The sequence below is a fragment of the Methylotuvimicrobium sp. KM1 genome (assembly GCF_044788715.1).
Lineage (GTDB): Bacteria > Pseudomonadota > Gammaproteobacteria > Methylococcales > Methylomonadaceae > Methylotuvimicrobium.
Map to the genome: position 1 here is coordinate 4848290 of NZ_CP173170.1, position 25016 is coordinate 4873305.

General features: G+C 48.7%; 23 protein-coding genes. 12 read left to right on the top strand and 11 right to left on the bottom strand.

Annotated elements, in window-relative coordinates:
- The first annotated feature begins 12 nt into the window (after window positions 1–12).
- From ACINK7_RS21125 to ACINK7_RS21140, 4 genes are all read left to right on the top strand, one after another.
- Window positions 13–2028, top strand: a complete 2016-nt coding sequence (locus tag ACINK7_RS21125) for a hypothetical protein (RefSeq protein ID WP_404358438.1) — start codon at window positions 13–15, stop codon at window positions 2026–2028.
- 95 nt (window positions 2029–2123) lie between these two features.
- Window positions 2124–2723 (top strand): transposase, encoded by a 600-nt coding sequence (locus ACINK7_RS21130; RefSeq protein ID WP_404358440.1) that lies wholly within the window; start codon window positions 2124–2126, stop codon window positions 2721–2723.
- A 16-nt stretch (window positions 2724–2739) separates the two neighbouring features.
- On the top strand, window positions 2740–2994 hold the full coding sequence (locus tag ACINK7_RS21135; protein ID WP_404358441.1) for a hypothetical protein: 255 nt from the start codon (window positions 2740–2742) through the stop codon (window positions 2992–2994).
- A 619-nt stretch (window positions 2995–3613) separates the two neighbouring features.
- Window positions 3614–5185 (top strand): FAD-binding oxidoreductase, encoded by a 1572-nt coding sequence (locus ACINK7_RS21140; protein WP_404358443.1) that lies wholly within the window; start codon window positions 3614–3616, stop codon window positions 5183–5185.
- Window positions 5186–5575: 390 nt separating this feature from the next.
- Here ACINK7_RS21140 and ACINK7_RS21145 read toward each other — a convergent pair whose 3' ends face one another.
- The 9 genes from ACINK7_RS21145 to gshB all read right to left on the bottom strand — a co-directional run bounded on the left by ACINK7_RS21145 (window position 5576) and on the right by gshB (window position 12614).
- Window positions 5576–6304: a TIGR00730 family Rossman fold protein gene (locus ACINK7_RS21145; protein WP_404358445.1), complete on the bottom strand. Its 729-nt coding sequence runs from the start codon at window positions 6302–6304 to the stop codon at window positions 5576–5578.
- A gap of 4 nt (window positions 6305–6308) precedes the next feature.
- The gene (locus tag ACINK7_RS21150) at window positions 6309–6611 is read right to left on the bottom strand and encodes a c-type cytochrome (protein ID WP_404358447.1); all 303 of its coding nucleotides are present in this window, start codon (window positions 6609–6611) and stop codon (window positions 6309–6311) included.
- The gene (locus ACINK7_RS21155) at window positions 6604–7893 is read right to left on the bottom strand and encodes a dihydroorotase (RefSeq protein ID WP_404358448.1); all 1290 of its coding nucleotides are present in this window, start codon (window positions 7891–7893) and stop codon (window positions 6604–6606) included. The genes ACINK7_RS21150 and ACINK7_RS21155 overlap by 8 nt, the downstream gene beginning before the upstream one ends.
- The gene (locus ACINK7_RS21160; protein ID WP_404358450.1) at window positions 7893–8855 is read right to left on the bottom strand and encodes an aspartate carbamoyltransferase catalytic subunit; all 963 of its coding nucleotides are present in this window, start codon (window positions 8853–8855) and stop codon (window positions 7893–7895) included. Before ACINK7_RS21160 ends, ACINK7_RS21155 begins: the two co-directional genes overlap by 1 nt.
- A gap of 3 nt (window positions 8856–8858) precedes the next feature.
- Window positions 8859–9377 carry a bifunctional pyr operon transcriptional regulator/uracil phosphoribosyltransferase PyrR gene (gene pyrR, locus ACINK7_RS21165; RefSeq protein WP_404358452.1) on the bottom strand — a complete coding sequence of 173 codons (519 nt, stop codon included), beginning with the start codon at window positions 9375–9377 and terminating at the stop codon, window positions 8859–8861.
- A gap of 8 nt (window positions 9378–9385) precedes the next feature.
- The gene (ruvX, locus tag ACINK7_RS21170) at window positions 9386–9832 is read right to left on the bottom strand and encodes a Holliday junction resolvase RuvX (RefSeq protein ID WP_404358454.1); all 447 of its coding nucleotides are present in this window, start codon (window positions 9830–9832) and stop codon (window positions 9386–9388) included.
- The gene (locus tag ACINK7_RS21175) at window positions 9825–10388 is read right to left on the bottom strand and encodes a YqgE/AlgH family protein (protein ID WP_404361492.1); all 564 of its coding nucleotides are present in this window, start codon (window positions 10386–10388) and stop codon (window positions 9825–9827) included. Before ACINK7_RS21175 ends, ruvX begins: the two co-directional genes overlap by 8 nt.
- Window positions 10389–10572: 184 nt before the next feature.
- The gene (locus ACINK7_RS21180) at window positions 10573–11454 is read right to left on the bottom strand and encodes a TonB family protein (protein ID WP_404358456.1); all 882 of its coding nucleotides are present in this window, start codon (window positions 11452–11454) and stop codon (window positions 10573–10575) included.
- 212 nt (window positions 11455–11666) lie between these two features.
- Window positions 11667–12614 (bottom strand): glutathione synthase, encoded by a 948-nt coding sequence (gshB, locus tag ACINK7_RS21185; protein WP_404358458.1) that lies wholly within the window; start codon window positions 12612–12614, stop codon window positions 11667–11669.
- Window positions 12615–13316: 702 nt separating this feature from the next.
- Here gshB and rpmB point away from each other — a divergent pair.
- Together rpmB and rpmG are read left to right on the top strand one after the other, a co-directional pair.
- Entirely contained in the window at window positions 13317–13553 is a 237-nt protein-coding gene (rpmB, locus tag ACINK7_RS21190) for a 50S ribosomal protein L28 (protein ID WP_014150285.1), read from the top strand.
- An 11-nt stretch (window positions 13554–13564) separates the two neighbouring features.
- The gene (gene rpmG / locus ACINK7_RS21195; RefSeq protein ID WP_014150284.1) at window positions 13565–13720 is read left to right on the top strand and encodes a 50S ribosomal protein L33; all 156 of its coding nucleotides are present in this window, start codon (window positions 13565–13567) and stop codon (window positions 13718–13720) included.
- 80 nt (window positions 13721–13800) lie between these two features.
- On the opposite strand, the gene ACINK7_RS21200 is transcribed toward rpmG, so the two are convergent.
- Window positions 13801–15171 (bottom strand): cyclic nucleotide-binding domain-containing protein, encoded by a 1371-nt coding sequence (locus ACINK7_RS21200; protein WP_404358461.1) that lies wholly within the window; start codon window positions 15169–15171, stop codon window positions 13801–13803.
- A 268-nt stretch (window positions 15172–15439) separates the two neighbouring features.
- Here ACINK7_RS21200 and ACINK7_RS21205 point away from each other — a divergent pair, with 268 nt between their 5' ends.
- From ACINK7_RS21205 to ACINK7_RS21225, 5 genes are all read left to right on the top strand, one after another.
- Window positions 15440–16795: a DegQ family serine endoprotease gene (locus tag ACINK7_RS21205; protein WP_404358462.1), complete on the top strand. Its 1356-nt coding sequence runs from the start codon at window positions 15440–15442 to the stop codon at window positions 16793–16795.
- 107 nt (window positions 16796–16902) lie between these two features.
- Window positions 16903–17421, top strand: coding sequence for a molybdenum cofactor biosynthesis protein B (moaB, locus tag ACINK7_RS21210; protein ID WP_404358464.1), 519 nt, complete (start codon window positions 16903–16905; stop codon window positions 17419–17421).
- 1 nt (window position 17422) lies between these two features.
- Complete coding sequence (locus ACINK7_RS21215) at window positions 17423–17800, top strand: DUF423 domain-containing protein (RefSeq protein ID WP_404358466.1); 378 nt, start codon at window positions 17423–17425, stop codon at window positions 17798–17800.
- 233 nt (window positions 17801–18033) lie between these two features.
- The gene (pepN, locus tag ACINK7_RS21220; protein ID WP_404358468.1) at window positions 18034–20682 is read left to right on the top strand and encodes an aminopeptidase N; all 2649 of its coding nucleotides are present in this window, start codon (window positions 18034–18036) and stop codon (window positions 20680–20682) included.
- A gap of 131 nt (window positions 20683–20813) precedes the next feature.
- Window positions 20814–23465 carry a UPF0182 family protein gene (locus ACINK7_RS21225; protein ID WP_404358470.1) on the top strand — a complete coding sequence of 884 codons (2652 nt, stop codon included), beginning with the start codon at window positions 20814–20816 and terminating at the stop codon, window positions 23463–23465.
- Window positions 23466–23536: 71 nt separating this feature from the next.
- On the opposite strand, the gene ACINK7_RS21230 is transcribed toward ACINK7_RS21225, so the two are convergent.
- A complete protein-coding gene (locus ACINK7_RS21230) occupies window positions 23537–23983 on the bottom strand; it encodes a sigma D regulator (protein WP_404358472.1) in 447 nt (148 codons plus the stop codon).
- A gap of 166 nt (window positions 23984–24149) precedes the next feature.
- Between ACINK7_RS21230 and ACINK7_RS21235 the strand changes: the two genes are divergently transcribed.
- On the top strand, window positions 24150–24956 hold the full coding sequence (locus ACINK7_RS21235) for a hypothetical protein (RefSeq protein ID WP_404358474.1): 807 nt from the start codon (window positions 24150–24152) through the stop codon (window positions 24954–24956).
- Window positions 24957–25016 lie beyond the last annotated feature (60 nt).

Here is a 25016-nt window from a genome sequence, read left to right on the forward strand (position 1 = left end):
TAAGGAGGCAGCTTGACTGATTCTGACACGCTAGATATTGCCAGGCTAGACAACTTGTCGGAAAAACTAGACAAGGCACTACAAGCCCTGGCCGAAGTCAGTGACTTTGCAAAAATCACTCGCATTCGCCGGGTTTTCGACACGGCGCGACTACTGATGCTGCTGGAGGGCGGGTGTGCCAGAGTTGAGGCCCGTGCTCAGCAGATTGAGGAAGCGGGGGTGTTTTTAGGCTCGGATTGGGACGAGCCCCAGCTTCTGATTGCCAGCTTGACCAGCCACTCGCTCAAAAGCTCCAATTCCGACACGGTGGTGGTTGAGGCCTTGAATGAGCTGCGCCTACTCGCTATTGCCATGGGTGATTACCTTCACCCCAGCATGTCCCTAGAACAGGCGCATCACTATCTAACTCAGGTAATGGCCATCAATCTAGGCTTCCTCTTTGCAAACCCCAGTGAGGCCGAACGGGAACAACAGGGCAAACTGTCTCTGCTGCCCCGAAAATTGTTTCGTCACTTAGCCGAGCGCATCGGCTTCGAGCATGTGATCGATAAACTGATTGAAGAGATTTGGCGCATTCTGCAACAGCGGCCTATACAGGTGGATAGCGTAAAACAGATGATTACCCAGATTGCCATCTGTCAGGCCAACCCGGATATCGACCTCGGAATCAGCGGTCAGGGCGCGGATCGGTTGATCAGCAGCCTTTATGGCGCCACCCAGGCATGCCGGGAGGATCCCGGCGTCGAAGTTTACCGTCAGCGCTTGAGTAGTATGGATTCCAGCGCTCTTCAGTACGAGGCCACCGGTTTTGCCCGGGCCATGCACGATACTGGTCTGGTTTCGCCTTATCACGCCGTACTGTTGCGTTACCTGCAGGAACACGGCGACCACCTGCTTTCCGAGGCCCTAGGATTGTCCAGTACTGGCCGCGATTGCCTGCTCTGTTATGGTGATCTGGTGCGCGCTATGATCAATGAAACTGTGTATTCCCAAACGGCCCAAGCCATTTACGGCCTCGCATTGCTTCTGGAGCGAGGGGTTTTGTATCAACCTCCTGTGGCACCGGCACTCTGGCGCCAACTGTCATTACCCATTTCATCTCACTGTGAACAGCGCCTGATACAGGCCTTTGGCCCCGAACCCACGGCTCGAGCCTGGTTGATGCAGGGCGTACTCTGTATGCTGGGCCTACCCCTGGGGGTCGGACAAGGCAATAACCCCACCTGCCAATCGGCTCGAGCCCTCTCCATGTGGGCCTACAACGACCCTGATTATATGCTGCAAATGGTGGTCTGGGCCGCCCGAGACGACGAAATCATTATTCACTTTGAGGGGCAACCGATTTCCTCGCGGGAAAGTGTTTCCGGGGTTGCCAAGGAACTTCCCTTGGATCTGGATCCGGTTTCACTTCTGGTGGTACCGCACCTAGATCGCATATATGCGGAAATGGGGCGGCGCTGCAGTGAACGGGAAGGCGATCCACACCGCTGGATTAACCCAGAGTTTCATGGCTGGTGGTCGGGCCGGGGCTTTCGCATCAATGTGGATGTAAAAACCGGAAAGCTGGACCAGCTGGAAGATTTTCTGCGCCACTTTTATGCCAGCTACCACCCCTACTACAACGGCAATCAACCGCTGATCCACCCTCAACCCGCCGGTATTGCCGTTACCGACAGCGCGGGGCGATTTGTGGGCTGGCACGCCATCACCATCCTGCGAGTAGCGCTGGACCCCAAAGAGGAGATGCGTGTCTATTTCTACAATCCCAATAATGACAGCGGCCAGAACTGGGGCAATGGAGTAAAGGTTGACACCTCGGGCAATGGCGAACGTTTTGGCGAGGCGTCACTGCCTTTCGAACAATTCGCTTCCCGGCTATACATTTTCCATTACGACCCTTTGGAAAGGGGCGAGTTGGCCCAGGTGAGCGCCGAGGAACTCAACAGAGTCAAAAATCATATTTACCAGAGCTGGGGCGCCAACCGCCTGCCTGCCGATCCCATACAAGCCAGCGCATCGCAATACTAGAGAACATGGAAGGGGCATAGGGTCAGGCCTTACATTTGACATTCGAGTCTTATTGATCTAACTTGAGACTCAAGTTTAATTAGACAGGATCTCGAATGGCCAGGCCTTTACGCATCGAATTTGTAGGAGCGCTGTATCATGTGACCGTTCGCGGCAACGCTCAAGAAAATATCTATCGTAACGATGCCGATCGGGAGCGGTTTTTGGCGTTGTTACAAAATGCCGTTAATCGTTACGACTGGTATTGCCATGCGTATTGTTTAATGGACAATCATTACCACTTATTGATTGAAACCGGCGCGCCGACTTTATCCAAGGGAATGAAATATCTTAACGGTACTTATACGCAGTCTTCTAATCGTCGGCATCACCGCGTCGGTCATGTTTTTCAAGGCCGTTTCAAAGCGATATTGGTACAAAAAGACGCCTACCTGCTGGAACTGGCGCGTTATATCGTTTTGAATCCGGCAAGAGCGCAAATGGTAAGAACAATCAAGCAGTGGCGCTGGAGCAGTTATCGTGCAACAGCCGGTTATGATGATGCTCATGCCTGTTTAACCACGGACTGGATACTTGCAAGATTTGCGGACTCAAAAAATGAAGCGCAGCTGCGATACCGCGAATTTGTAAAAGCCGGCAAGAGACAGCCCTCACCTTGGCAATGCTTAAAAAAACCAAATCTATTTAGGCGATGACGACTTCATCAAAGACATGCAGAGCAATCTCGACCCTGAGCAGTCGCTGAAGGATATACCCAAAAAGCAAAAACAGGCGCCGATAAAACCGTTGGCGTATTATGCCGAGCATTATAAAACTCGCAATGAAAGCATGGCGCATGCCTATTTAAGCGGCCACTATACGCTGGCTCAAGTGGGCGAATATTTTGGTGTGAGCTACGCTACAGTGAGCCGAGCAGTGAAACAGGTGGAAAAAGGGAAGACAAATGTCAAACGTAAGGTAGAGTAGAGAGCAGTTTTTTACACCAGCCCTCCCTCATCAAACCGGGCATGCGATTTTCCCGCACACGGCTTTCCCTATACAGGCACGAGGTCGGCAACCGCATTAAGTTTACGAGACTACATCTAGGTTCACTTGCGTTACGGCCTGCATCTTTGCCGTTTAGGAACTCACGACCCTTGATTGCTCAAACGCCGCTCCTGCGTACTACCAAGGCGTATGGACAACTCCTTGGGCGGGACTTTAACCCGCTAGCTAAATTACTGTTACTGCGAACACCTACCCCCTATTGCCTATTGCTTGCGATAACTTGCCATTAACCAACAATCCAGACAAATAAACCTGTCTATAAAATTGCAACCGACTTTAGACGGTATTTTTTCGTTGTCAATTTCACCGACCTTAGCTGACAACATAAGGAATATCATTCATATTGAGCATGCGTCCCTGCAGACCAGGCCCACTGATCGCGATAGTATCAAGCCGTTTCACCGAATGACGTTCGCTATTCGTGGTCAACAAAGCTAAAATTGAGACTTTTTTGACTTGCTGTGCATGTCGCCGGATCGACGCAGAATAAAGCGATGAACGCTTTGATGTTTTTATATTTTGGATTCCAGTTAACCTTATGATCAAAATCGATACCGTTTTCGAACACCTATTGACCCATTACCGGGGGCAATTCGCCACCGTTTTTTTGTTGCCGATTTCGGCTGTTTACGGCGCCTATTCCGGATTTCGCAATTGGTTGTCATTTCGCCTCAGCAGCGCCCCGGCAAAACACGATACCCGCGTTGCCGAGGTCATTCGGCAAATTGAAGATTGGAAAGCACAAGGAGCCCAGCAAAAACTGTGTACGGCACGGTCGGGCTGGAAAACCATGAGCGAACTGGTGCCCAAGTACAAATTGTCTCATCGTAAGATCGATATAGGGTTGTACGATGTGTTGGAAATCGACGCGCAGCGCAGTATTGTCCGGGTAGAGCCGCTCGTTAGCATGGGTCAGCTCTCGCGAACGTTGATCTCGCAAGGCTGGACCCTACCGGTGGTGCCGGAATTGGACAGCCTAACGGTAGGCGGTTTGATCATGGGCTTCGGCGTCGAAACCAGCAGCCATAAATACGGCTTATTTCAGCATATTTGCGAAGCTATCGAAATCGTGACGGCGGAAGGTAAGTTGGTCAAATGCAGCGCGTCGGAAAATCCCGAGCTATTTTATCAAGTTCCATGGAGTCATGGCACACTGGGTTTTCTGGTGGCTGCTGAGTTGAAAATCATCCCGGTCAAAAAATTTGTCAGGGTTCATTACCAGCCTGTTCATAGCTTGGATCATCTAGTACGGGTGTTCGAGCAAGCCTCGCGCGATACCGAAAACAACGATTTCGTCGAAGCTTTGGTCTATGGGCGCGACGAGGCGGTGATCATGACCGGTAAATTCGCCGATGCCGTCGGACAGGACGGCCATTTGAATGCTATCGGAAAGTGGTATAAGTCTTGGTTTTTTAAGCATGTTCAAGGCTATCTGCAGAGCAATAAGGAAGGCGTCGAATATCTGCCGGTGCGGGATTATTACCATCGCCACACGCGCAGTTATTTTTGGGCGATGGAGGAAATCATACCCTTCGGCAATCATCCTATTTTCAGGGCTTTGTTGGGCTGGGCTTTGCCGCCCCGGATCGAGTTATTGAAGTATACCGAAACGCAAACTACTCAGCGGCTAAGGGAAAAATATCATGTCGTTCAGGATATGCTGGTGCCGATGCGTTTTCTGGAAACGTCCATCGATTATTTCGATAAGCATTTCAATCTATACCCTTTATGGCTATCGCCGATGGCGATCAAAGACAACGGCGGGCAAGGCGGATTTGTGCAGCCGTATAAGGCTGAGAATGGCGAAATTGACGAGCTCTATGTCGACATCGGCGCTTACGGTACGCCAGCGAAGAGCGATTTCGATAATGCCGAAGCTCTCCCGTTGTTGGAAAAATTCGTGATCGAACATAGCGGTTATCAAGCACTCTATGCGAGAACCTTCATGAGCCGGGATGACTTTAGAAGGATGTTCGATCATAGCAGTTACGATCGGATTCGGGAGCATTTGCCTCACTGCCGACAAGCCTTCGATGAAGTCTACGATAAAGTTTCATCGATAGGCAGGGTTGCCCCGGTCGAAATGAGGAAATTGGAAAAGGCGAGTTAAGGATATGCAAACATGGCAGGCCGGGCTTACACCCATGCGCGTCTAACTAAAAACGGCCAACCGACATCACGCTCTTTCTCAGGCTCCAGCTTGGGAAAGACATCCCCGGAAGCGCAGCCGAAGGGCTCAGGGCAAGAGCTTCCTGAGACCGACACAACCTCCGCACACTCTCAATCACCCCCCCCACGCGCTCGATCAATCTTTCTTGATTGTCGGGAAGCTAGAGCTTCCTGAAAAGGTTACCCAAGCAGGAGCTTGGGTAACAGTATATTTTTGTCTTTATGACCTCGATACGCGCTTTCCCAAGCTCCAAGCTTGGGAAAGCGCGTATGCGGGTTGAATAATTCGGCCCCGCTGCTGCTAAAAGCAAAGGGGATGCGCTTCGCGCGGTCAACTGTGCCTATAGTCGATACTATTGGACCCTAAGCTTTGTCTTCGCTGTTGGTTTTTCCATTCGCGGTGCCTGACCATGATATCGACGACTTTCTGCGGATCGTCGGTGAGGGTGATGAAATTGAGGTCTTCTTCCGAAATCGTACCGTATTCGATCATCGTCGTCCGCACCCAATCCATTAAACCTTTCCAATAATCGCTGCCGAATAACACTAAAGGCAACGGATAAATTTTATGCGTCTGCATCAAGGTTAGCGATTCGAAAAACTCATCGAGCGTACCGAATCCGCCCGGCATGCAGACATAGCCCATCGAATGACGAACGAACATGACTTTTCTGACGAAGAAGTACCGAAAATTCAGCGAGATATCCTGATAAGGATTCGGGTGTTGCTCCATAGGCAATTCGATATTCAAGCCGACCGCAGGCGGTTTTTGGGATTTTGCGCCCTTGTTTGCTGCTTCCATGATTCCGGGACCGCCGCCGCTGATAACCGCGAAATTATGCTGGCCGAGTAATTCAGCAATTTCGACCGTTTTCAAATAATAATGATGATCCGGTTGTATGCGCGCGGAACCAAAAATAGAAATCGCATCGCTTAAACCGGATAACCGGTCGAAACCTTCGGTAAATTCGCTGATAATCCTAAAAATTCGCCAAGATTGATCGCCTTTGACATCATCGATGATGTTGGCGGTATCGTGTTGCTTGTTTGGGGGTTTCATCGCTTTATTTGGCTACACTATGATTGAGCACGTAAGTACTGAGCGAGCGCATTTTGCTACCGGTGATCTTCGGGAACTTGGGCATCATCAGCGAGCCGCCCTGCACTTTGTGCGTGATATACCGTTCATTGGCATTTTTCTCGTTGAGTGAAAAAACGACTTGCGGGACTGCCGGGTCTTTGGGTTGATGGCATTCCGCACAGGCTTCTTTGAAGATGCTTTCGCCGGTCGCCGAGGACGCCGGCGTATAGTCGCGCGTGCAAGCCGCCAATAAAAAAAAGGCCGAAACGAGCAGGATCTTAATCATGAAACACTCCTTGATAAATAATTTTACCGGATTGCAATGTGGCGCTGACGCGACCGGTTAATGTTTCTCCCCAATAAGGCGTATTGATACCTTTGCTATACCAGGTCGAACGGTCGACTTGCCATCGACGGACGGGGTCGAATATGCAAATATCGGCGGATTTCCCAGGTGTCAATGTACCACTTTCCAATCTCAGCACCTTGGCGGGGGTTTGCGTTAACGCGGCAATGCCTTCAGAAAGTGTAATCAATTTTTCATCGACCAGTTTCAGCATTAACGGCAATAACGTTTCAAGCGCCGATATACCGGGTTCGGTTTCCGGAAACGCCCCTAATTTAGCATCGAGGTCGTGCGGTTGATGATCCGAACACAGTGTGCCGATAGTGCCTTGCGTCAATGCCTTTCTGAGAAAGACTTTATCCAGTTCGCTCCGTAACGGGGGCAAAACATGGTAAACGCTATCGAAAGGCTTCATGTCGTTTTCGGTCAGATGCAACTGATGCGCCGCGATATCGGCACTGACCGATAATCCGTATTTTTGGGCCTGCTGGATTTTGATCACCGAACGGCGGCAACTGATTTGTCCGAAATGCACACGGCATCCGGTCAGTTCGGCCAGTTCGAGACATTGCGACAATGCGATCGTTTCGGCGGTTTCGGGTATGCCAGGCAAGCCGTAGCGGGTCGCAAATGCCCCTTCATGCGCGCAACCTTCATTGCTCAGGCTTTGCTCATTGGGCCGGTAGATTAACAATAAATCATGACTGGCGGCATATTCCATTGCGCGCCTCAATACCAGTAGATTGCTTATGGGTTTGCCGCCGTTGCCGACCGCTATGCAGCCGGCCTCCTGTAGCGCCAACATCGAACTGAGCTCTTGGCCTTCAAGGTTTCGCGTCAGCGCGCCGATTGGCAGGATTTGCCGGTAATTGGAGTTTTCGGCCAATTCTTTGACCAATTCGGTAATTGCCGGCGTATCGATGACCGGCCGCGTATCGGGTTGTAAAATTAAGGTCGTAATGCCGCCGGCCGCAGCCGCCTTGGTTTCGGTTTGAAACGTGGCTTTATGGCTTTGGCCCGGTTGACGCAGGCGAGTGCTGATATCGATAAAGCCGGGGCAGACGATTTGACCGGAAGCGTCGATGACGCTGTCGGCCTCAAAGCCGTCGGGTTTTTCGAATAAGGCAAGGATTTTGCCGTCGGCAACATAAACCGGACCGGTTCGATCGGTCGAGTAGGCTGGATCGATCACGCGTCCTTGTTCAATCAGAATTCTTTTCATCAGGTCGCTCCTTGAGTTTGCATCGCCATCGACATGACAGCCATACGTATCGCGATACCGTTACTGACTTGCCGTAATATAACCGATTGCGGACCGTCGGCAACGCGAGTATCGATTTCGACGCCGCGATTGATCGGCCCCGGGTGCATCACGATCGCATCGGGCTTGGCGATTTCCAGTTTTTCAGGCGTCAAACCGAAACATTTGAAGTACTCGCTTTCGCTGGGTAGCAGAGCCGAGGTCATGCGCTCTTTTTGTAAACGCAGCATGATGATGACATCGATGTCTTTGAGTCCTTCGGTCAAGTTATGACAGACCGTGACGCCGAGCGTTTCGACATAGGCGGGGAGCAAGGTTTTCGGTGCGATAACCCGAACTTCGGCCGCGCCCAAGGTATTGAGTGCCAGAATTTGCGAGCGTGCAACTCTGGAATGCAGAATGTCGCCGATGATCGCGACTCTCAATGTGCTGAAATCCGGCTTGAACTGCCGAATCGTGAACATATCCAGCATTGCCTGAGTCGGATGACTGTGACGACCGTCGCCGGCATTGATCACGCTGATATGCGGCGCGGTATGTTCGGCGATAAAATGCGCGGCGCCGCTGGTCCCGTGACGTACGACAAACATATCGACAAACATTGCTTCCAGATTGCGGATCGTATCGAGCAGGCTTTCACCCTTCGAGGTGGCCGAAGTCGCGATATTCATGCTGATGACATCGGCCGAGAGTCGCTTGGCCGCGAGTTCGAAGGTCGTTCGGGTGCGCGTGCTGTTTTCGAAAAACAGATTAACGATGGTCTTACCCCGCAATAAGGGAACTTTTTTTACATGATGCCCCGACATCTCGGCAAACGATTCGGCAGTATCGAGAATTTCGGTCAACAACGCTTTGTCGAGTCCGTCAATCGTCAAAAAGTGCTTCAATTTACCTTCGGCGTTTAATTGTAAATTGTGACTCATGCCTTAAGCCGCTACGTCAAGAGTTTGAATATCGATGCCCAAAGGGTCCGGGCCGGTTAATTTGATGCGTTGATTGGCGTCAAGACGAATCGATGAGCCGATACAGTCCGGGCGCAACGGAATTTGCCGCCCGTCGCGCTCGATCAATACCGCCAACACGACTTGATTAGGTCGGCCGTAATCGAAGATTTCATTGAGCGCTGCACGAATCGTTCGTCCGGTGTAAAAGACATCGTCGACCAGAATAATATCGCGGCCCTCGATCGTATTCGGCAAGGCGCTTGGCTTGACATTCGGATGCACACCGATTTGCGAAAAATCGTCGCGGTAAAACGTGATATCCAATAGCCCTAAAGGCTCTGTCAAACCCAGGCGTTGATGGAGACGTTCGGCAATCCAGACGCCGCCGGTGCGAATGCCGATCATCAACGGATTTTCAAGATTTCGGGTAGTAATTATATTGCCGATAGCCGATTCCAGCCGAGTCAATAATTCAGTAATATCGAGTTGTTGATGGGTCATATGTCGGGTTATTGAGTGTTGAGCCATGTTTGTAATATGAGCTGGGCGGCAAGCCGATCTTGCACTTCCCAGAGCTTGCCGGCGCTGACTCGCACGTCATCGTATAGCATTTGTTTGGCTTCAAAAGTCGTCAGGGTTTCATCCTGCTGAAAAACCGGTAGTTGAAAGCGCCCTTCCAATTGCCGGCAAAATTTGAGCATACGCGGGGTAATCGGATTATCCTGGCCATCGCTCTGCCGGGAAATACCGACGACTAAGCCCGCCGGTTGCCATTCTTGAATAAGCCGGCCGATAGCCGTCCAGTCCGGTGCTTGATTAACCGAGCGTAAAGTCGATAAGGCATTGGCCGTTCCGGTCGTGGTTTGTCCAACCGCCACGCCGATTTTTTTATTACCGAAATCGAAACCGAGGTAGGTATCGTGATTGCGAGGAGCAAGCGGATCGTGTTTAGCCATGTCCTGCCGGCGCGGTTAATTGATTGATGTCGATGCCGATTTGATGAGCTGCGGCCTGCCAGCGTTGATTGACCGGCGTATTAAAGATGATATCATTGCCGCTAGGCGTGTTCAGCCAAGCATTATTGACAATTTCTTGCTCCAATTGGCCTTCGCCCCAGCCGGCATAGCCCAAGGCAACTAGATATTGCTCGGGGCCTTCGCCGATCGCGATGGCTTCGAGAATATCGCGCGACGTCGTTAGCGCGATTTCATCCGATATCGAGATCGAGGAATCCCATCTTCCGCATGGATTGTGGATCACAAAACCGCGTTCCTGTTGTACCGGCCCGCCGAAAAATACCGGAGCTTCCGCAGCGGTGGGGAAGGTCACGTTAATTTGCATTTGTTTGAAGATGTCGCCCAGCTTCATGTCGATCTGCCGATTGATCACAATACCTAATGCGCCATCGGCGTTATGCTGACATAAGTAGGTCACGGTATGAAAAAAACCAGGATCGGTCAGGTTGGGCATCGCGATCAGAAATTGATTGTTTAAATAAGTCGTATCGGTCATATCGGTAAGTGTGTTCATGGATATGCGAGTTAATGAGTTAACCCAGCTTTAACAAATGTAGTGTCTACGGATTATGTTATTGAATCATAAGGATTAAAAAACGCGCCTAAATGGGCTTGTAGTGCCGTAACATTGGTTTTTTTATAATATTCAAAACTTATGCTCAGTAAATGTTAAAGCTGGGTTAACGTGCTGACATTCCCGATTCGTCCGAAAACTTCCAAACCCGGGTAATCACTAATACATCCAATTCCTTGAGCAATTCTTGAGGCAATGGCGGAAACGGCGCGCTTAAACGAACGATTCTTTTGGCGGCTTCGTCTAAGGCTGCATTGCCTGAAGGACGTTTAATTCGAATATTATATATCGTACCGTCCGGATTGATGCCGACTTCCATCGTCAACGTGCCGAAAAAGTTTTTTTTGCGTGCGACTTCAGGATAATTAAGGTTACCGGTCGCTTCCACCTTTTTTTTCCAGTCCATCTCATATTGCGAAGCAACATATTTATGAGTGCTCACCGCATTGACATGCTTGATTTTGCTGATATCGGCGCTGAGTTGCTGTTGCCGAACTTCCGTTCCCAGTTGCGCAATTTGTTGTTGCAAAGCTGCGGCGGTAATTTTCGGAACCGGTTTGCTTTGCGGTTGAACCGGGGCTTTAACCGGTACGGGAGGTGCTTTTGTCTCGGCTGGGCGAATCGTGCTGATTATTTTTTTGGGGGCTGCGGCTTGACGTTGAACCGGTTTGCTTTGCGGTTGCTTGTTAGGCAAGGTCCCGCGGCTAGGCAGCTTTTGTTTAGGCGGGGTTGGTTTGGTTTTTTGTTTGCCGGCGCCGATTTGATTTTCCTGGGCTAGAAAACTCGCCTGTTTAGGGGCTTTTTGTGCCGGCGTCGTGGCTAACGTGATTTCAATTGCACGATGAGTCTCTTCTTGTTTAGGCATTGAAAAATTAATGCCTAGAATAACCATAATATGCAGTATAGCGGCAATAAATAGGGTGATCATTAAGGCATCGTTTTCCGATGTGTTGGAAACTCCGCCCAAGAAAGCTCTTGATGTTGTCATAATCTATTGATTGCTAAAGACTAAACGGAAACCGTACTTGTTTTCATTAAACTATAAACTTTAACTTAAAGGAAGTATCTATGCGGGACGGGGTTGGTCACCCAGTCTTGCACGTTTCGACCCTACCCAAAGCAAACCGAAACGTTCGGGGCGGGTTGAATAACTCGTCCCGCGCCAGTGTCGAAAATGAGTTCGATAAACTTTCGAGAAATTCAGCGAAGCTTTAATTCAATATGGTCCATCAACTGGCCGGCAATGTTCAGTCCGAATTGTTTATCCAGTTCTTGTACGCAAGTCGGGCTAGTTACGTTGATTTCGGTTAGATAATCGCCGATGACGTCGAGGCCGACAAAAATTAAACCTTTTTCACGCAAGGTCGGCCCGATTTGTTTGGCAATCCAAGAATCTCGAGCGGTAAGCACACGGCCTTCCGCATTCCCGCCGGCAGCTAGGTTGCCACGAGTTTCTCCTTGAGCCGGAATTCTGGCCAGCGCGTAAGGTACCGGCTCGCCGTCTACGATCAGAATACGCTTATCGCCGTTTTTTATTTCGGGTAGATACTTTTGCGCCATTACATACCGACAATTGTATTGCGTCATGGTTTCCAAAATGACACTTAAATTCGGATCGTCCTTGCGCAAATGAAAAATCGACGTACCACCCATACCGTCCAGCGGTTTTAAAATAATCTCGCCTTGTTCCGCCAAAAAATCGCGAATCCGTTTCGGCTCGCGGGCCACCAAGGTTTCCGCGCAGCATTGCGGAAACCATGCGGTAAACAGTTTTTCATTGGCATCACGCAAGGATTGAGGTTTATTGATGACATAAGTGCCTAAGGTTTCGGCTCGCTCGAGCAGATAAGTCGCATAGATGTATTCTTGATCGAAAGGCGGGTCTTTGCGCATCATGATGACATCGAGTTGATCCAGCGCGATATCCTGTTCGCTGGAAAATCGATGCCAACGCTCCGGGTTTCTTTGAACTTCCAATAAACGGGTACGCGCATAGGCGCGTCCGTTCCGCATATAAAGATCATTAAGTTCCATATAATGCAATTCCCATCCCCTGCTTTGAGCTTCAAGAAGCATTGCAAAGCTTGTATCTTTCTTGATGTTGATGCGATCGATCGGGTCCATGACCATGCCGAATTTTATAGACATAAAAACTCTCAATAATCCGAAATTAAAAAGGGGTGGCAATAAGTCGTCAACTATAGCGGTTTCAGAAGCCTTGGGAAAGAATGTTTTAGCTTGTCATGCGATGGTAATGAGGTTTCAATGATCTATTCCGCATGCAAGTCTATCTATTCTTTACTGTGAAAGTTCGCAGTTTTGCATTCCTTATCTATTTTTTCGATATGAAAAAACAATGTCGGTTCCGAAGAGGGTGCGGTTGCTCGATTGACAGGCGTCGGCGGCAGGGAGCCGCCGTCGAGCCTACATGGACGTATTCACCCAGCACCTAAATAAGCCATGATTTTGAATCATTACCAAAGACCTATGGAATTTAGGTGCTGGATTTAGGTGCTGGGTTCACGGCGTCCTGTCGGGCGAGTGACCGCACCTTCCGCCACCAGAGAACTTTCATTTGCCGGGGCGATGGCTAAGCCTTCATGAACGTTACTATTTACGAATACTCCATATAAACCTTCCGCACTCCAAAATTCGACAGCGCCCCAAGGAGGCGCCGGGGCCGAATTTTAATCTACGGGTATAGTCACGAAAACCCCAAAAGAAGTGAAATACCCGCTTTTATTGAACAATCGTTTTTCGTTCGGATAGGAGTAAAAGGTTTACCTGGCGGCTAAAGTTTGGTATAAAAGCGGGCTAATTTTTGAATAATGGCAAACAAAGAGGTTAATCATGTCCAGAGTCTGTCAGGTTACAGGAAAACGCCCCGTAACCGGTAATAATGTATCGCACGCAAACAATAAAACCAGAAGACGTTTCTGCCCCAATCTACAACACCATCGTTTTTGGGTGGAAAGCGAGAATCGCTGGGTTCGCCTGCGTGTTTCCACGAAAGGCATGCGCGTTATCGACAAAAGAGGCATCGATGCCGTTTTGGCCGATTTGCGTAAACAAGGTATTAAGGCATAAGGGGATCAACCATGCGCGATAAAATCAAACTCGTTTCATCTGAAGGCACCGGACATTTTTATACCACGACAAAAAACAAACGCACTATGCCTGAGAAAATGGAGATCAAAAAATTCGATCCTGTTGTTCGCAAGCATGTGATGTACAAAGAAGCTAAAATCAAATAATTTTTGACGACACTTCTTTCGTTGCCCGGAAAGCCGCGGTTACGCATACAGCGCCGTGGCTTTTTCGTCTACCGCCGTAATCATTGTTTTTTCAGTTTATCCAAAACTTCTTTCAGCTTTTCCGTTTGCTTGAATAATATTCGGTATTGCTTGATTGCATCTTCCTTGGCAGCTTCCAGCTGTTTGCATCTTTCAGTAAGCTCCTGATTTCTATCCGATAGGGCCTCGTTTTGCGCTTTTAGCCGTTCGACTTGCTCGAGTAATGCTTCGTCAGCGGGATTCGTTTTATGCGTCACGGTCTGAGTGTCTTCTTTATCTGGGGCGGCTTCCGAGCTTTCGCTATTGCGAAAAGTGGTTTCAAAACCATCGTCGATCGTGAATAGAGCCGCCGTATTTTTAAGTTCAGGCGAGACCTTTTGCATGCCGCCTTCCAAAATAAGCGCCTTGAATTTATTGCGGAGCAATAAAAAAGCAGCCGCCTCGCTTGTCTTGCCATTACCGCAAACGACCACGACGGAGCGGGCGCGATTGAGCGTTTTCAATTGCATTCGCAGAGTAAAAAACGGCGCACTAATACTGTCGTTCAAATGGAATTGGTTATAGTCTTCGGTAGAGCGCACGTCCAGCAATAGAGCTCCATTGGCTTGCTCTTGCCGCATTTGCTCGAAATCGATGTATTTCAGCGCAGGTTCTTTAATTAGCGTTATAAAATGCAGCTTGGAAAGACGTAACAAAGACAGCTTGCTGATGGCTGTAATCGTGACATTCCTGGGTTTATCCGATAAGAGAGAGTCTTCTCCGAACGTATCGCTCGTTCTTAGGAGCGCTAGTTTGATCTCCTTGGCATTTTCGGAAGGCTTGCGAGTCAGCAAGCACTGGCCGGATTTGATCAAATAATAATAATCGCCCGGATCGCCCTGATGGAAAACGGCTTCGCCTTTCTCAAAGACGACCTCTTCGAGACTTATTATTATTTTTTGTAGGTTGGCCGGCGGCAATCTTTGGAAGATAGGAGACTTCAATAAAGTTGTCATCCAGTCATCAGAGTTGTCTTCCGGTTCGACTATAACCATGTAACTACTTTCCTCTTCATAACTAAGCGACGATAAATAATTCAGTGTTTCCGTGGGCAATCTTAAATAACGAATGCTGTTGCAGGCCACGGCATCGATTTTTCTGGGTAATTGATGAGCTAAGGCGAAGCGGGCCGATTCGCTTTCCGCGTCAATTATTTCGACTTCTAGGCCTTGAGACTGCAAGGAAACTTGGCCGCTCAATAAATAAAATAAGTCCGCCTCCGTGTCCCCTTTTTTGAATAATACCGAATCGCGCTCTGCCGTTTCGATGGTGATTTCGGCGCACAATACTTCGAAATGAGGTCCGGGCAGAGTGGATAGTGGAACAAGTTTACGAATTGCTTGTGCGTCTGCGGAGCTGATATCTACAGCCATTCAAATTCATTGGAAGGATTAAAGTGACTAATATAGCTCATTATCCTAGATAAAGCATTTCACCATGAAGAATAAGGAACGTGCATTTTATTGTTTGGTAATCCGTTGAAAGACTTAATGTGCTTCATGGTTAAAATGCCGAATTTAGGATAACGAGGGCCTGATGAGCATATAGTTCGCGCGCCCACATTTTCAGTTTTTTGACTTGTTTTAAACATTTTTTGCCTTATATTGTCTACGTTGACTTTAAAGCCTGTCGAGGACTTTCATGAAGAATTACTTATTCGGTCATTTAATATTGACCTTAGCATTCGGGTTTTTAGCCGTCACGCAAGTATCGGCAGGATTGCCGGTTGCGGTGGAGGGGCAGCCCTTGCCGTCGCTATCGCCCATTCTCGAACGCAGCATGCCGGCAGTCGTGAATATATCGACATCAACCAATATTCAGGTTAGAGAAAACCCGTTATTGCAAGATCCGTTTTTCCGGCATTTTTTTCAATTACCGGACCGGCCTCGCCGGCAACAACGCAACAGCTTGGGATCCGGAGTCATTATCGATAGCGAGAAAGGCTATGTGTTGACTAATAACCATGTCATCGACAAAGCTGATAAAATCATGGTGACACTGCATGATGGACGCCAACTCGATGCCAAATTGATCGGTACCGACCCTGAAGCCGATGTGGCGGTCGTACAAATTGCCGCCGATAACTTGGTTGCCTTGCCTATTTCCAACTCCGACGAATTGAGAGTCGGCGATTTCGTCATTGCGATCGGCAGCCCATTCGGACTGAGTCAGACGGTGACTTCGGGTATCGTCAGTGCGCTGGGTCGATCCGGTTTGGGCATCGAAGGCTATGAGGATTTCATTCAAACCGATGCGTCGATCAATCCGGGAAATTCCGGCGGAGCGTTGGTCAATTTGCGCGGCGAATTTGTCGGCATGAATACCGCGATATTGGCGCCGGGCGGCGGTAATGTCGGTATCGGCTTTGCGATTCCGGCCAATATGGCGATGACGATCAAGGAGTCTCTGGTCACTCATGGTGAAGTGCGGCGCGGCTTGCTAGGGGTCACGACTCAGGACTTGACTCCCGAACTGGTTAAAGCCTTCAATTTAAAAACCAAACATGGCGCCGTAATCAGCAAAGTGGCCGGAAATTCTCCCGCGGCAAAAGCCGGACTTGAACCGGGCGATATTATCACTGAAGTCAATGGACAAAAAATCAAAGGCAGTCACGATATTCGTAATATGATCGGTTTAATGAAAATCGGTGCCAAAGTCGATATCGGCATTATGCGTGATGATAAAAAAATGCTGGTTCAGGCTGAAATCGGCAAGCCTCAGCGACCTCATTTAGCCGGTAAAACGATTCATCCTCGTCTCGACGGCACCGTGTTAAGCTCGACACAAAAAAATCAAATCGAAGGGGTTTTATTCGAACAGATAGCAACAAACTCCTACGCTTGGCGAGCCGGGTTACGACCGGGTGACATTATCGTTTCAGCCAATCGCTATCGGATTCGCACAATAGAGGAACTTGCTCAAGTTGCCAACCCCAACAACGCATTGTTGATCAATATACAGCGCGGCGAAGAAGCCTTCTTCTTGGTTTTAAAATAACCTTTTGTGACTATTCAGCGCATGTGGTTGGGTGGTGTCAGGCACCTTCTCATACATAACTTGTGCTGAATAATGACAACTTTTTTGTATCACTGATGACGAATTCAATGACCGAACGAACATTCATAGCACTCAATATTGCCGTGTTGACAATATCCGATACCCGTAACGAAGCCGATGACGTTTCGGGTAAAATCCTGGTCGACAAAGCGCTGGCATCGGGTCATCGAATTGCCGAAAAAAAAATCGTTCCGGATAATATTTATCGAATCAGAGCGGCGCTCTCGCAGTGGATCGCCGATGACTCAATCGATGCGGTTTTAACCACCGGCGGCACCGGCGTGACCGGTCGAGACGGAACGCCGGAAGCGGTAGAGCCGTTGCTCGATAAAACCTTAGACGGTTTCGGCGAAGTATTCCGAATGATTTCCTATCATACGATTAAAACCTCGACGATACAGTCGCGCGCAGTCGCTGGCGTCGCCAACGGAACCTACGTTTTTTGTTTGCCGGGTTCTTCGAATGCTTGTAAGACGGCTTGGGATGAATTGATCGAAGCTCAACTGGATTTTCGGACCAAGCCATGTAATCTAGTGCAATTAATGCCGCGTTTAAAGGAGCGATAACATGCGTTGGGATTTTTTAGTCGTCGGCGCGCTATGTGCCGGCATTGGCGTCGGCTTAGGTGCATTCGGCGCCCACGGCTTAAAAACGGTGCTAAGCCCCGATATGCTCGAAGTTTACAAAACCGGCGTGACGTACCAAATGTGGCATGCGTTAGGTTTGTGTGCAATCGGCCTACTGGATCGGCAAAATCCTCGGCAAGCGCTGTTGTCATGGTCTGCTTGGCTCATGTTTGCCGGCATCGTGCTCTTTTCGGGCAGTTTGTACCTTTTAACTTTGCTTGACCAAAAATGGTTGGGCATGATTACGCCATTCGGCGGTCTGGCATTCATTATCGCTTGGGTAACGTTGGCCTTATATGCCGCCAAAGAACAGCGGTAGAAGGCGAATAATGAAGCACCGAGGATTCGATTAAACGAGTGCGGTCTATTTTTTCGTCCTCCTGCGCGGCCGAATTAGGAATTTTCACTTCACCATGAAAATCTTGTTTTATCGTTCCCTTCATTATCTTTAAGGTAATAAAAGCAAGCGACTAAACCGAACAAAGGATCAATTAGCTTTTTTACGGTAAACTTTACCGAAAACTCCCTTCACAAAAAATATCGAATTACATTATGCGTGACGCCTCTCCCCAAACTATCTATCTCAAAGACTACAAACCGCCGGAATATCTGATCCACGATACCGACTTGAATTTTACGTTGGATGACGAATGCACGCGAGTCGTTGCCACGTTGACGATGAGCAGAAATCCCGCCTTGAAAGCCGATGACAGTGCTTTAATTTTGTTGGGCGAAAATCTGACCTTGCTCGGCGTTCAGCTGAATGGTGATACATTAAACCCCGATCGCTATGCGCAAACATCCGAAGCCTTAGTCATTCACGACGTGCCGCAGCACGAAAAATTCGTCGTCACGATTGAAAACACGATCAATCCCAAGGCAAATACGGCACTTGAAGGCTTGTATCTCTCCAAAAACATGCTGTGCACGCAATGCGAAGCGGAAGGCTTTCGCAAGATTACTTATTATCTCGACCGACCCGATGTGATGAGCCGCTTCACGACCACACTAGTCGGCGACAAGGATAAATATCCGGTATTGCTGTCGAACGGCAACAAAAAGGCTCAAGGTGATCTACCCGATAATAAACACTGGGTTACCTGGGAAGACCCGTTTAATAAGCCCTGTTATTTGTTTGCGCTGGTGGCGGGGCAGTTGGAATGCGCCAGAGATAGCTTTACCACGCAATCGGGGCGAAGAATAGCGCTTGAAATCTTTGTCGAAGCCCACGATCTCGATAAGTGCGATCATGCGATGCAATCGCTAAAAAATGCAATGCGCTGGGACGAGAAGACTTACGGACTCGAATACGACCTGGATTTGTATATGATCGTCGCGGTCGGCCATTTCAACATGGGCGCAATGGAAAACAAAGGCTTGAACATATTCAATACCAAATTCGTCTTGGCGCGCCCGGATACAGCCACCGACAGCGATTATGAGCATATTGAAGGCGTGATCGGGCATGAGTATTTCCATAATTGGAGCGGCAACCGCGTGACTTGCCGGGATTGGTTTCAGTTGAGTTTGAAAGAAGGCTTTACTGTATTCCGCGATCAGGAGTTCACCGGCGATCAAACCTCGAAAGCGGTCAAGCGCATCGAAGACGTTAACGCGCTACGCACTCGTCAGTTTGCCGAGGACGCGGGGCCGCTGGCACACCCGATCCGGCCCGACGCCTATATCGAGATCAATAACTTTTATACCTTGACGGTCTATGAAAAAGGTGCCGAAGTCGTGCGCATGCTGCATACGCTGCTCGGTCCACAAGGTTTCCGCAAGGGCTGCGATCTGTATTTTCAGCGTCACGACGGTCAGGCTGTGACCTGCGACGACTTCGTCAATGCGATGGAAGCGGCCAATGATGTCGGCTTGACCCAATTTCGACGCTGGTACTCACAGGCGGGCACGCCGGTATTGACCGTTTCGGAACATTACGATAGCGACGCGCAAACATTATCACTGACCATTAAGCAAGACAACCCGCCGACACCCGGCCAGCCTCGCAAGGAACCGCTGCATATACCGATTAAAACCGGATTGATCCTGCCGGACGGTAATCTGGCGCAATGCCGATTGCAAGGTAGCGAACAAGTCAGTCATAAAATTGTGCTCGAATTGACCGAGACAGAGCAAACTTTTGTATTCGAGCAATTGCCGCAAAAGCCGGTGATTTCATTGTTGCGCGGTTTTTCAGCGCCGGTGAAACTTAAGATGCAACGCTCTCTTGAGGAGCTGGCTTTCTTGTTGAGCCATGATCCGGACACGTTCAATCGCTGGGAAGCCGGGCAGCAATTGGCTGGTCGCGTCATCGCCGAACTGATCGACGATTTGCAAAACGGTCGTTCGCTTGAGATCAATCCGGTCTTGATAGAAGCCTATCGAAAAATCGTTCAAAACTGCTGGCTGGATTTGTCGTATTTCGCCTTGTTGTTAAGTCTACCTTCGGAAACTTATCTGGCCGAACAAATGCCGGTCATTGATGTTGAAGCGATTCATACGGCACGCGAATTTGTTGCCGGTCAAATTGCAAAGCACCTTGAAGACGATCTAAGAGGCTTATATCTGGATAATCACCGAGACGAATCGGGTTGTTTCGATGCCAAAGCTATCGGTCGACGCCGCGTTAAAAACGTGTGTCTCGGCTTTTTGAGTAAGCTGGACGATACCGAAATACAGCGTTGGTCGCTCAAGCAATTCGACACGGCCAAAAATATGACCGATCAAATCGCCGCATTGGGCGTCATCGTTAATACGCCGCATCCGGCCCGCGCAACTTGTTTGGATGCTTTCTACCGGCAATGGCGCGACGAAGCACTGGTCTTGGACAAATGGTTTGCCTTGCAAGCAACAGCAACTCCGCCGGATACTTTCGAAGCGGTGCAACGCCTGTTGAAACACACCGACTTCGATTTAAAGAATCCTAACCGCGTCCGTGCGTTGGTCGGTTCTTTTAGCCAGGCCAATCCATTACATTTTCATGCAGCCAGCGGGCAAGGTTATCGATTTTTAGCCGACAGGATTATTGAGTTGAATACGCTCAACCCTCAAGTCGCATCGAGGATGGTTGGAGCACTGACGCAATGGCGACGTTATGACGAGGCCCGGCAAGCTTTGATGAAAGGCGAGCTCGAACGCATCATGTCGACCGAGGCGATTTCCAAGGATGTGTATGAAGTCGCAAGCAAAAGCTTGGCATGAAAGAAGGCATAAAACGATGCGGAGATAACTATGGCCCTGGCTCGATAACGAGGCAAATTCGGTGATGAATGTTAGAATACGTGCAATTCGACAAGCACAACACGTAAAGCCATAGATTTAATGAGGAAACTATGCGGATTCCGAGACATTTAACCAAGATTATTGCGGCAACCCTCGGCATATTGCTTGTCGTTTATGTCGCATTCTATTTCGTATTTCTCGATCTGATCGTCGATTATTGGTGGTTTCAAGCATTAAGGTATGAAGGCTATTTTTGGCTGAGATTGCTTTACCGCTTTTTTCTTTCGGGCGCGGTCACCGCAGTTTTCTTTTCGATTTTCTTTTTGCATTTTTGGTTGGCAGCCCGTTATCTGGGGTTCAACCCTAATCAAGATGTATTGCAAGATTCGACCAAGCGCAAGCGCTTCGAGAGCCTAGCCGATCTATTCATGAGCTTGTCGATCAAATTTTCGACGCCGGTCGCATTGATTTTAGCCATTGCGATTGCGATGCCCTTTTACCATCAATGGGAAATGGGACTGCTGTATTTCTTTGGCGGGTCATCCGGGGTCGTTGAACCCGTTTACGGACAGGATATCGGCTTTTATTTGCTGTCTTATCCGATTTATTTACTTATCCAGGAAGAGCTACTAGCTACCGCGGTCATTATTTTATTAATGGTCGCCTTTCAATACTGGGTGCAGCATACGTTTATCCCAAGTCAAGCCAAAGAATTTCCGAAGGCCGCTAAAGTTCATCTGGCGGTATTATTCGGCTTTGTCGTGTTGTTCGTCGTTTGGGGCTTTATGCTGTACCGGTTTTCGCTGCTTTATGTCGACCGACACGAGCCCGTGTTTTCAGGGCCGGGCTTCGTCGAAATACGCTATCAACTACCGTTGATTTGGCTCTCGATTCTGGGATTTCTGGCAGCTGCAATTTCATTGCTGTTTTATTATTTCTCCGAAACGACGCAGACCAAAGTCCCGTTTTTGATTTCATTGGTAGTCTTTGTCAGCGCATTAGGGCTGCAAGAAGTCAAATTCATACCTGAATTGATCGATAAATTTATCGTCAAGCCTAATCCGGTTAGGACGCAGCGCCCGTTTATCGATCACAATATCGTCGCGACGCTCGATGCTTATGATTTAAAAAATATCCATATCGTCGATTTTACGGTGACGCTCGACCCGACCCAAGATATCGAAGCATGGAGCACCCGAAGACGTTTCGAAAATATTCCGGTTTGGGATCGCGAATTTTTGAGCGATGTTTACAACCAAATTCAAAGCATCCGACCGTATTATCATTTTCTCGATGTCGACGAAGGCCGTTATTTCATTGACGGTTTCAAACGCCAGGTCAATCTTGCCGCACGGGAAATGAATATCTCCAAACTCCCTAAGGAAGCGCAAAACTGGGAAAACACGCATTTGCGTTTTACGCATGGTTTCGGCGCGGTAGTCACGCCGGCGGCGCAAGATGCAGGTCAACCGATACGTTGGTTTTTGCGAGACTTGAATTTAAGTTCTAATGTCGGACTAGATGTGAAGCACCCCGATATCTATTACGGAATGGAGAATTATAAGTACGCAATCGTACCCAATAAGCTCGACGTGGTCGCGCTTTCGGGAACCCAGCCGGACCCGGCGATCGACGCGGTTTATACCGGCAGCGGCGGAATCCCTATTCCATCGCTGTTTAGAAAAGCCTTGTTTTCGTTTTTTTTCAAAGACGAAAAAATATTTTTCTCGACCAATATATCTCGAGAGAGCCGCTTGTTGATTCGTCGGAATGTCGTCGACCGAATCAGTCACCTGGCGCCATTTCTGCATTTAGACAAAGACCCTTATCTGGTCGTCACGAAAAACCGATTCTATTGGGTGCAAGACGCCTATACCTTGTCGAATTGGTATCCGGTATCGAAATCGGCCGAGGATGATTTTTTAGTCGGTAGCAAGGAATTCAACTATATCCGCAATTCGGTCAAGATCACCGTCGATGCTTACAGCGGTTTAACTCGTTTTTATGTTACCGATCCGTCGGATGTGATTATTCAGGCTTACGACAGAGCTTACCCCGGCGTATTCCGCGACATCGATGAAATGCCGACCGAATTAAAGCGACAATTACGTTTTCCGCGTGATCTGTTCTATTTGCAAATGAAAGTCTATGCCAAATATCATCAGCGTGACCCGGCATTATTTTATCAACAGGCCGAGACTTGGAATTTTGCGGAAGTGAGGGATAAAGAGGTCAGGCCTTATTACCAAACGGTAGACTTAGGCCATTGCGGCGGCAAGGAAGAATTTGTCATGATCAATCCGATGACGCCGATCAACAATCAGAACTTGAGCATGGTTGGCGTCGCCAGCGTGATGGATAGAGAAAAGTGCGGTGACGCCTTCAAAAAAAGCATCACGGTTTACCAATTCGCGAAGGAAGTTCAAGTCAACGGGCCGGCACAGGTCGAGGCCTTGATCGAGCAAGACCCGGACATCTCGGCTCAGCTTACGCTCTGGGACCAGCGCGGTTCTCGGGTGAGAATGGGACGGATGATTATTTTGCCGATGGAACACTCGATTCTGTATGTCCAGCCGCTTTATTTGATCGCAAATAAAACGAGCATACCGGAATTGGCTAGAGTCATCGTGTCGATCGGCAATGAGGTCGTTATGGACACCACGCTATGGAGTGCATTTTCACGATTGAGAGAGCGCTTTATTAAGGTGCAAGACGACGATACCGGAACCACTTTCGATCCGGATAATGATATACCGAAATAAGAGGATGAAAAAAGCCGCTATCGAATTACCCGACAGCGGCTTATTTTTTATAGAGCATAAATTTTTATCATTTAATTTAGCAGCATATTGCAAAGCTTGTCTTCTAGTGTCATGCGGATGGCCAAATGCTCGCCTAGAACGGATAAGTCTTGCTCGAGAGAGCTGGGCGTTAGATGGTTTTTGGCGTGTTCGTACTTATCGTTGAAAACGATTGCCGCATCGGTGGTCCTCGATAGCTCGGGATAGAGTTCGTTCGCAAAAGATAACAACGCTTGGCGTTTTTCGTTACCGGACAGTAATCGTTCATAAATACCGAAGTGCCACAGCGACACATAATCGACTAGTAATTGCGAAAATTCAGACAGCCGAGTTTGAACTTTTTTACCTGCCGAAAACGGCTTCAGCTCGGCAATACGGCAATACATTGCCCACACCTCATGCCGTTCTTTTCTTAATTCATCGATTAAAGCTGCCGTTCCCCGGCGTCTTTCTGGAAAGGTTTGCATAACAGCGCTCATCAGTCGATCCTCGTTTTTGTTGTTGTAATGCAAATCTAATCCAAAATTTAATATAATGCAACAATCTATTAATTATTATGAAACTTTCTTGTGAAATTGCTCAAGTTTTTCAATTTGATTGTTGTATCTTTGCAACAAAGATACAGAAGGGTTGATTATTTTGGCAGTGAATATTTTTCTTGCGGTGGCGCTGCCCTGCGAGGCGAAACCGCTAGTTGCGCACTTCGGTTTGAAAAAAGACACTACGGTGCGCGCTTTTGCTATGTATCGTAATGAAGCGGTTTATTTAACCGTAACGGGACCGGGAAAAAGCGCAATGGCGGCAGGTTTGGCCTATACGCAAGCCGTTAGTACCGGCCTTGAAAATGCGCTATTCGTCAATGTTGGTGTTGCGGGTCACAGGATGCATGATATCGGTAGCGCTTGGACAATCAATAAAATCAGCGATGCCGATACCGGTAGAAATTACTATCCGATGCCTATCTACGGCTTGCCATGTACCGCGACATCGCTTGTGACGGGTTCCAAACCTCAGTTCGATTACAATCATGAGCATTTATGCGACATGGAAGCCTCGGCATTCTTTGAGACGGCGGCGCGATTTTCGACTGGGGAATTGATCCAGTGTTTAAAAGTCGTTTCGGATAACCGTTTGGAGCCGGGACGCAATCTCGATCCGAAGGTCGTCGAGAAATTGATAAGAGACAACATCGGCCTTCTGGACCTCCTGCTCGAAAAGCTCGAAGAACGCGCCAAGCTTGTTAACTCCCCCGAAGTACCTAACTTCGAGTATTGGATTCAGCAATATCGTTTTACCGTTAGCGAACAAAACCGCCTAAAGAATTTGTTATCACGATTCTCGGTATTAACCGGCAAAAGCCTAGAGCCGGCCGATTTTGGAACGGTCAAATCCGGAAAAGAGTTGTTGGCGGCCTTGGAAAGCCGGCTTAGCACGATAAAGTATGAGCTTTAGGCTACCATATCGCCGCCGGACGGGTTTTATCAACCCGTCCGAAACGATTGTCATAAATCA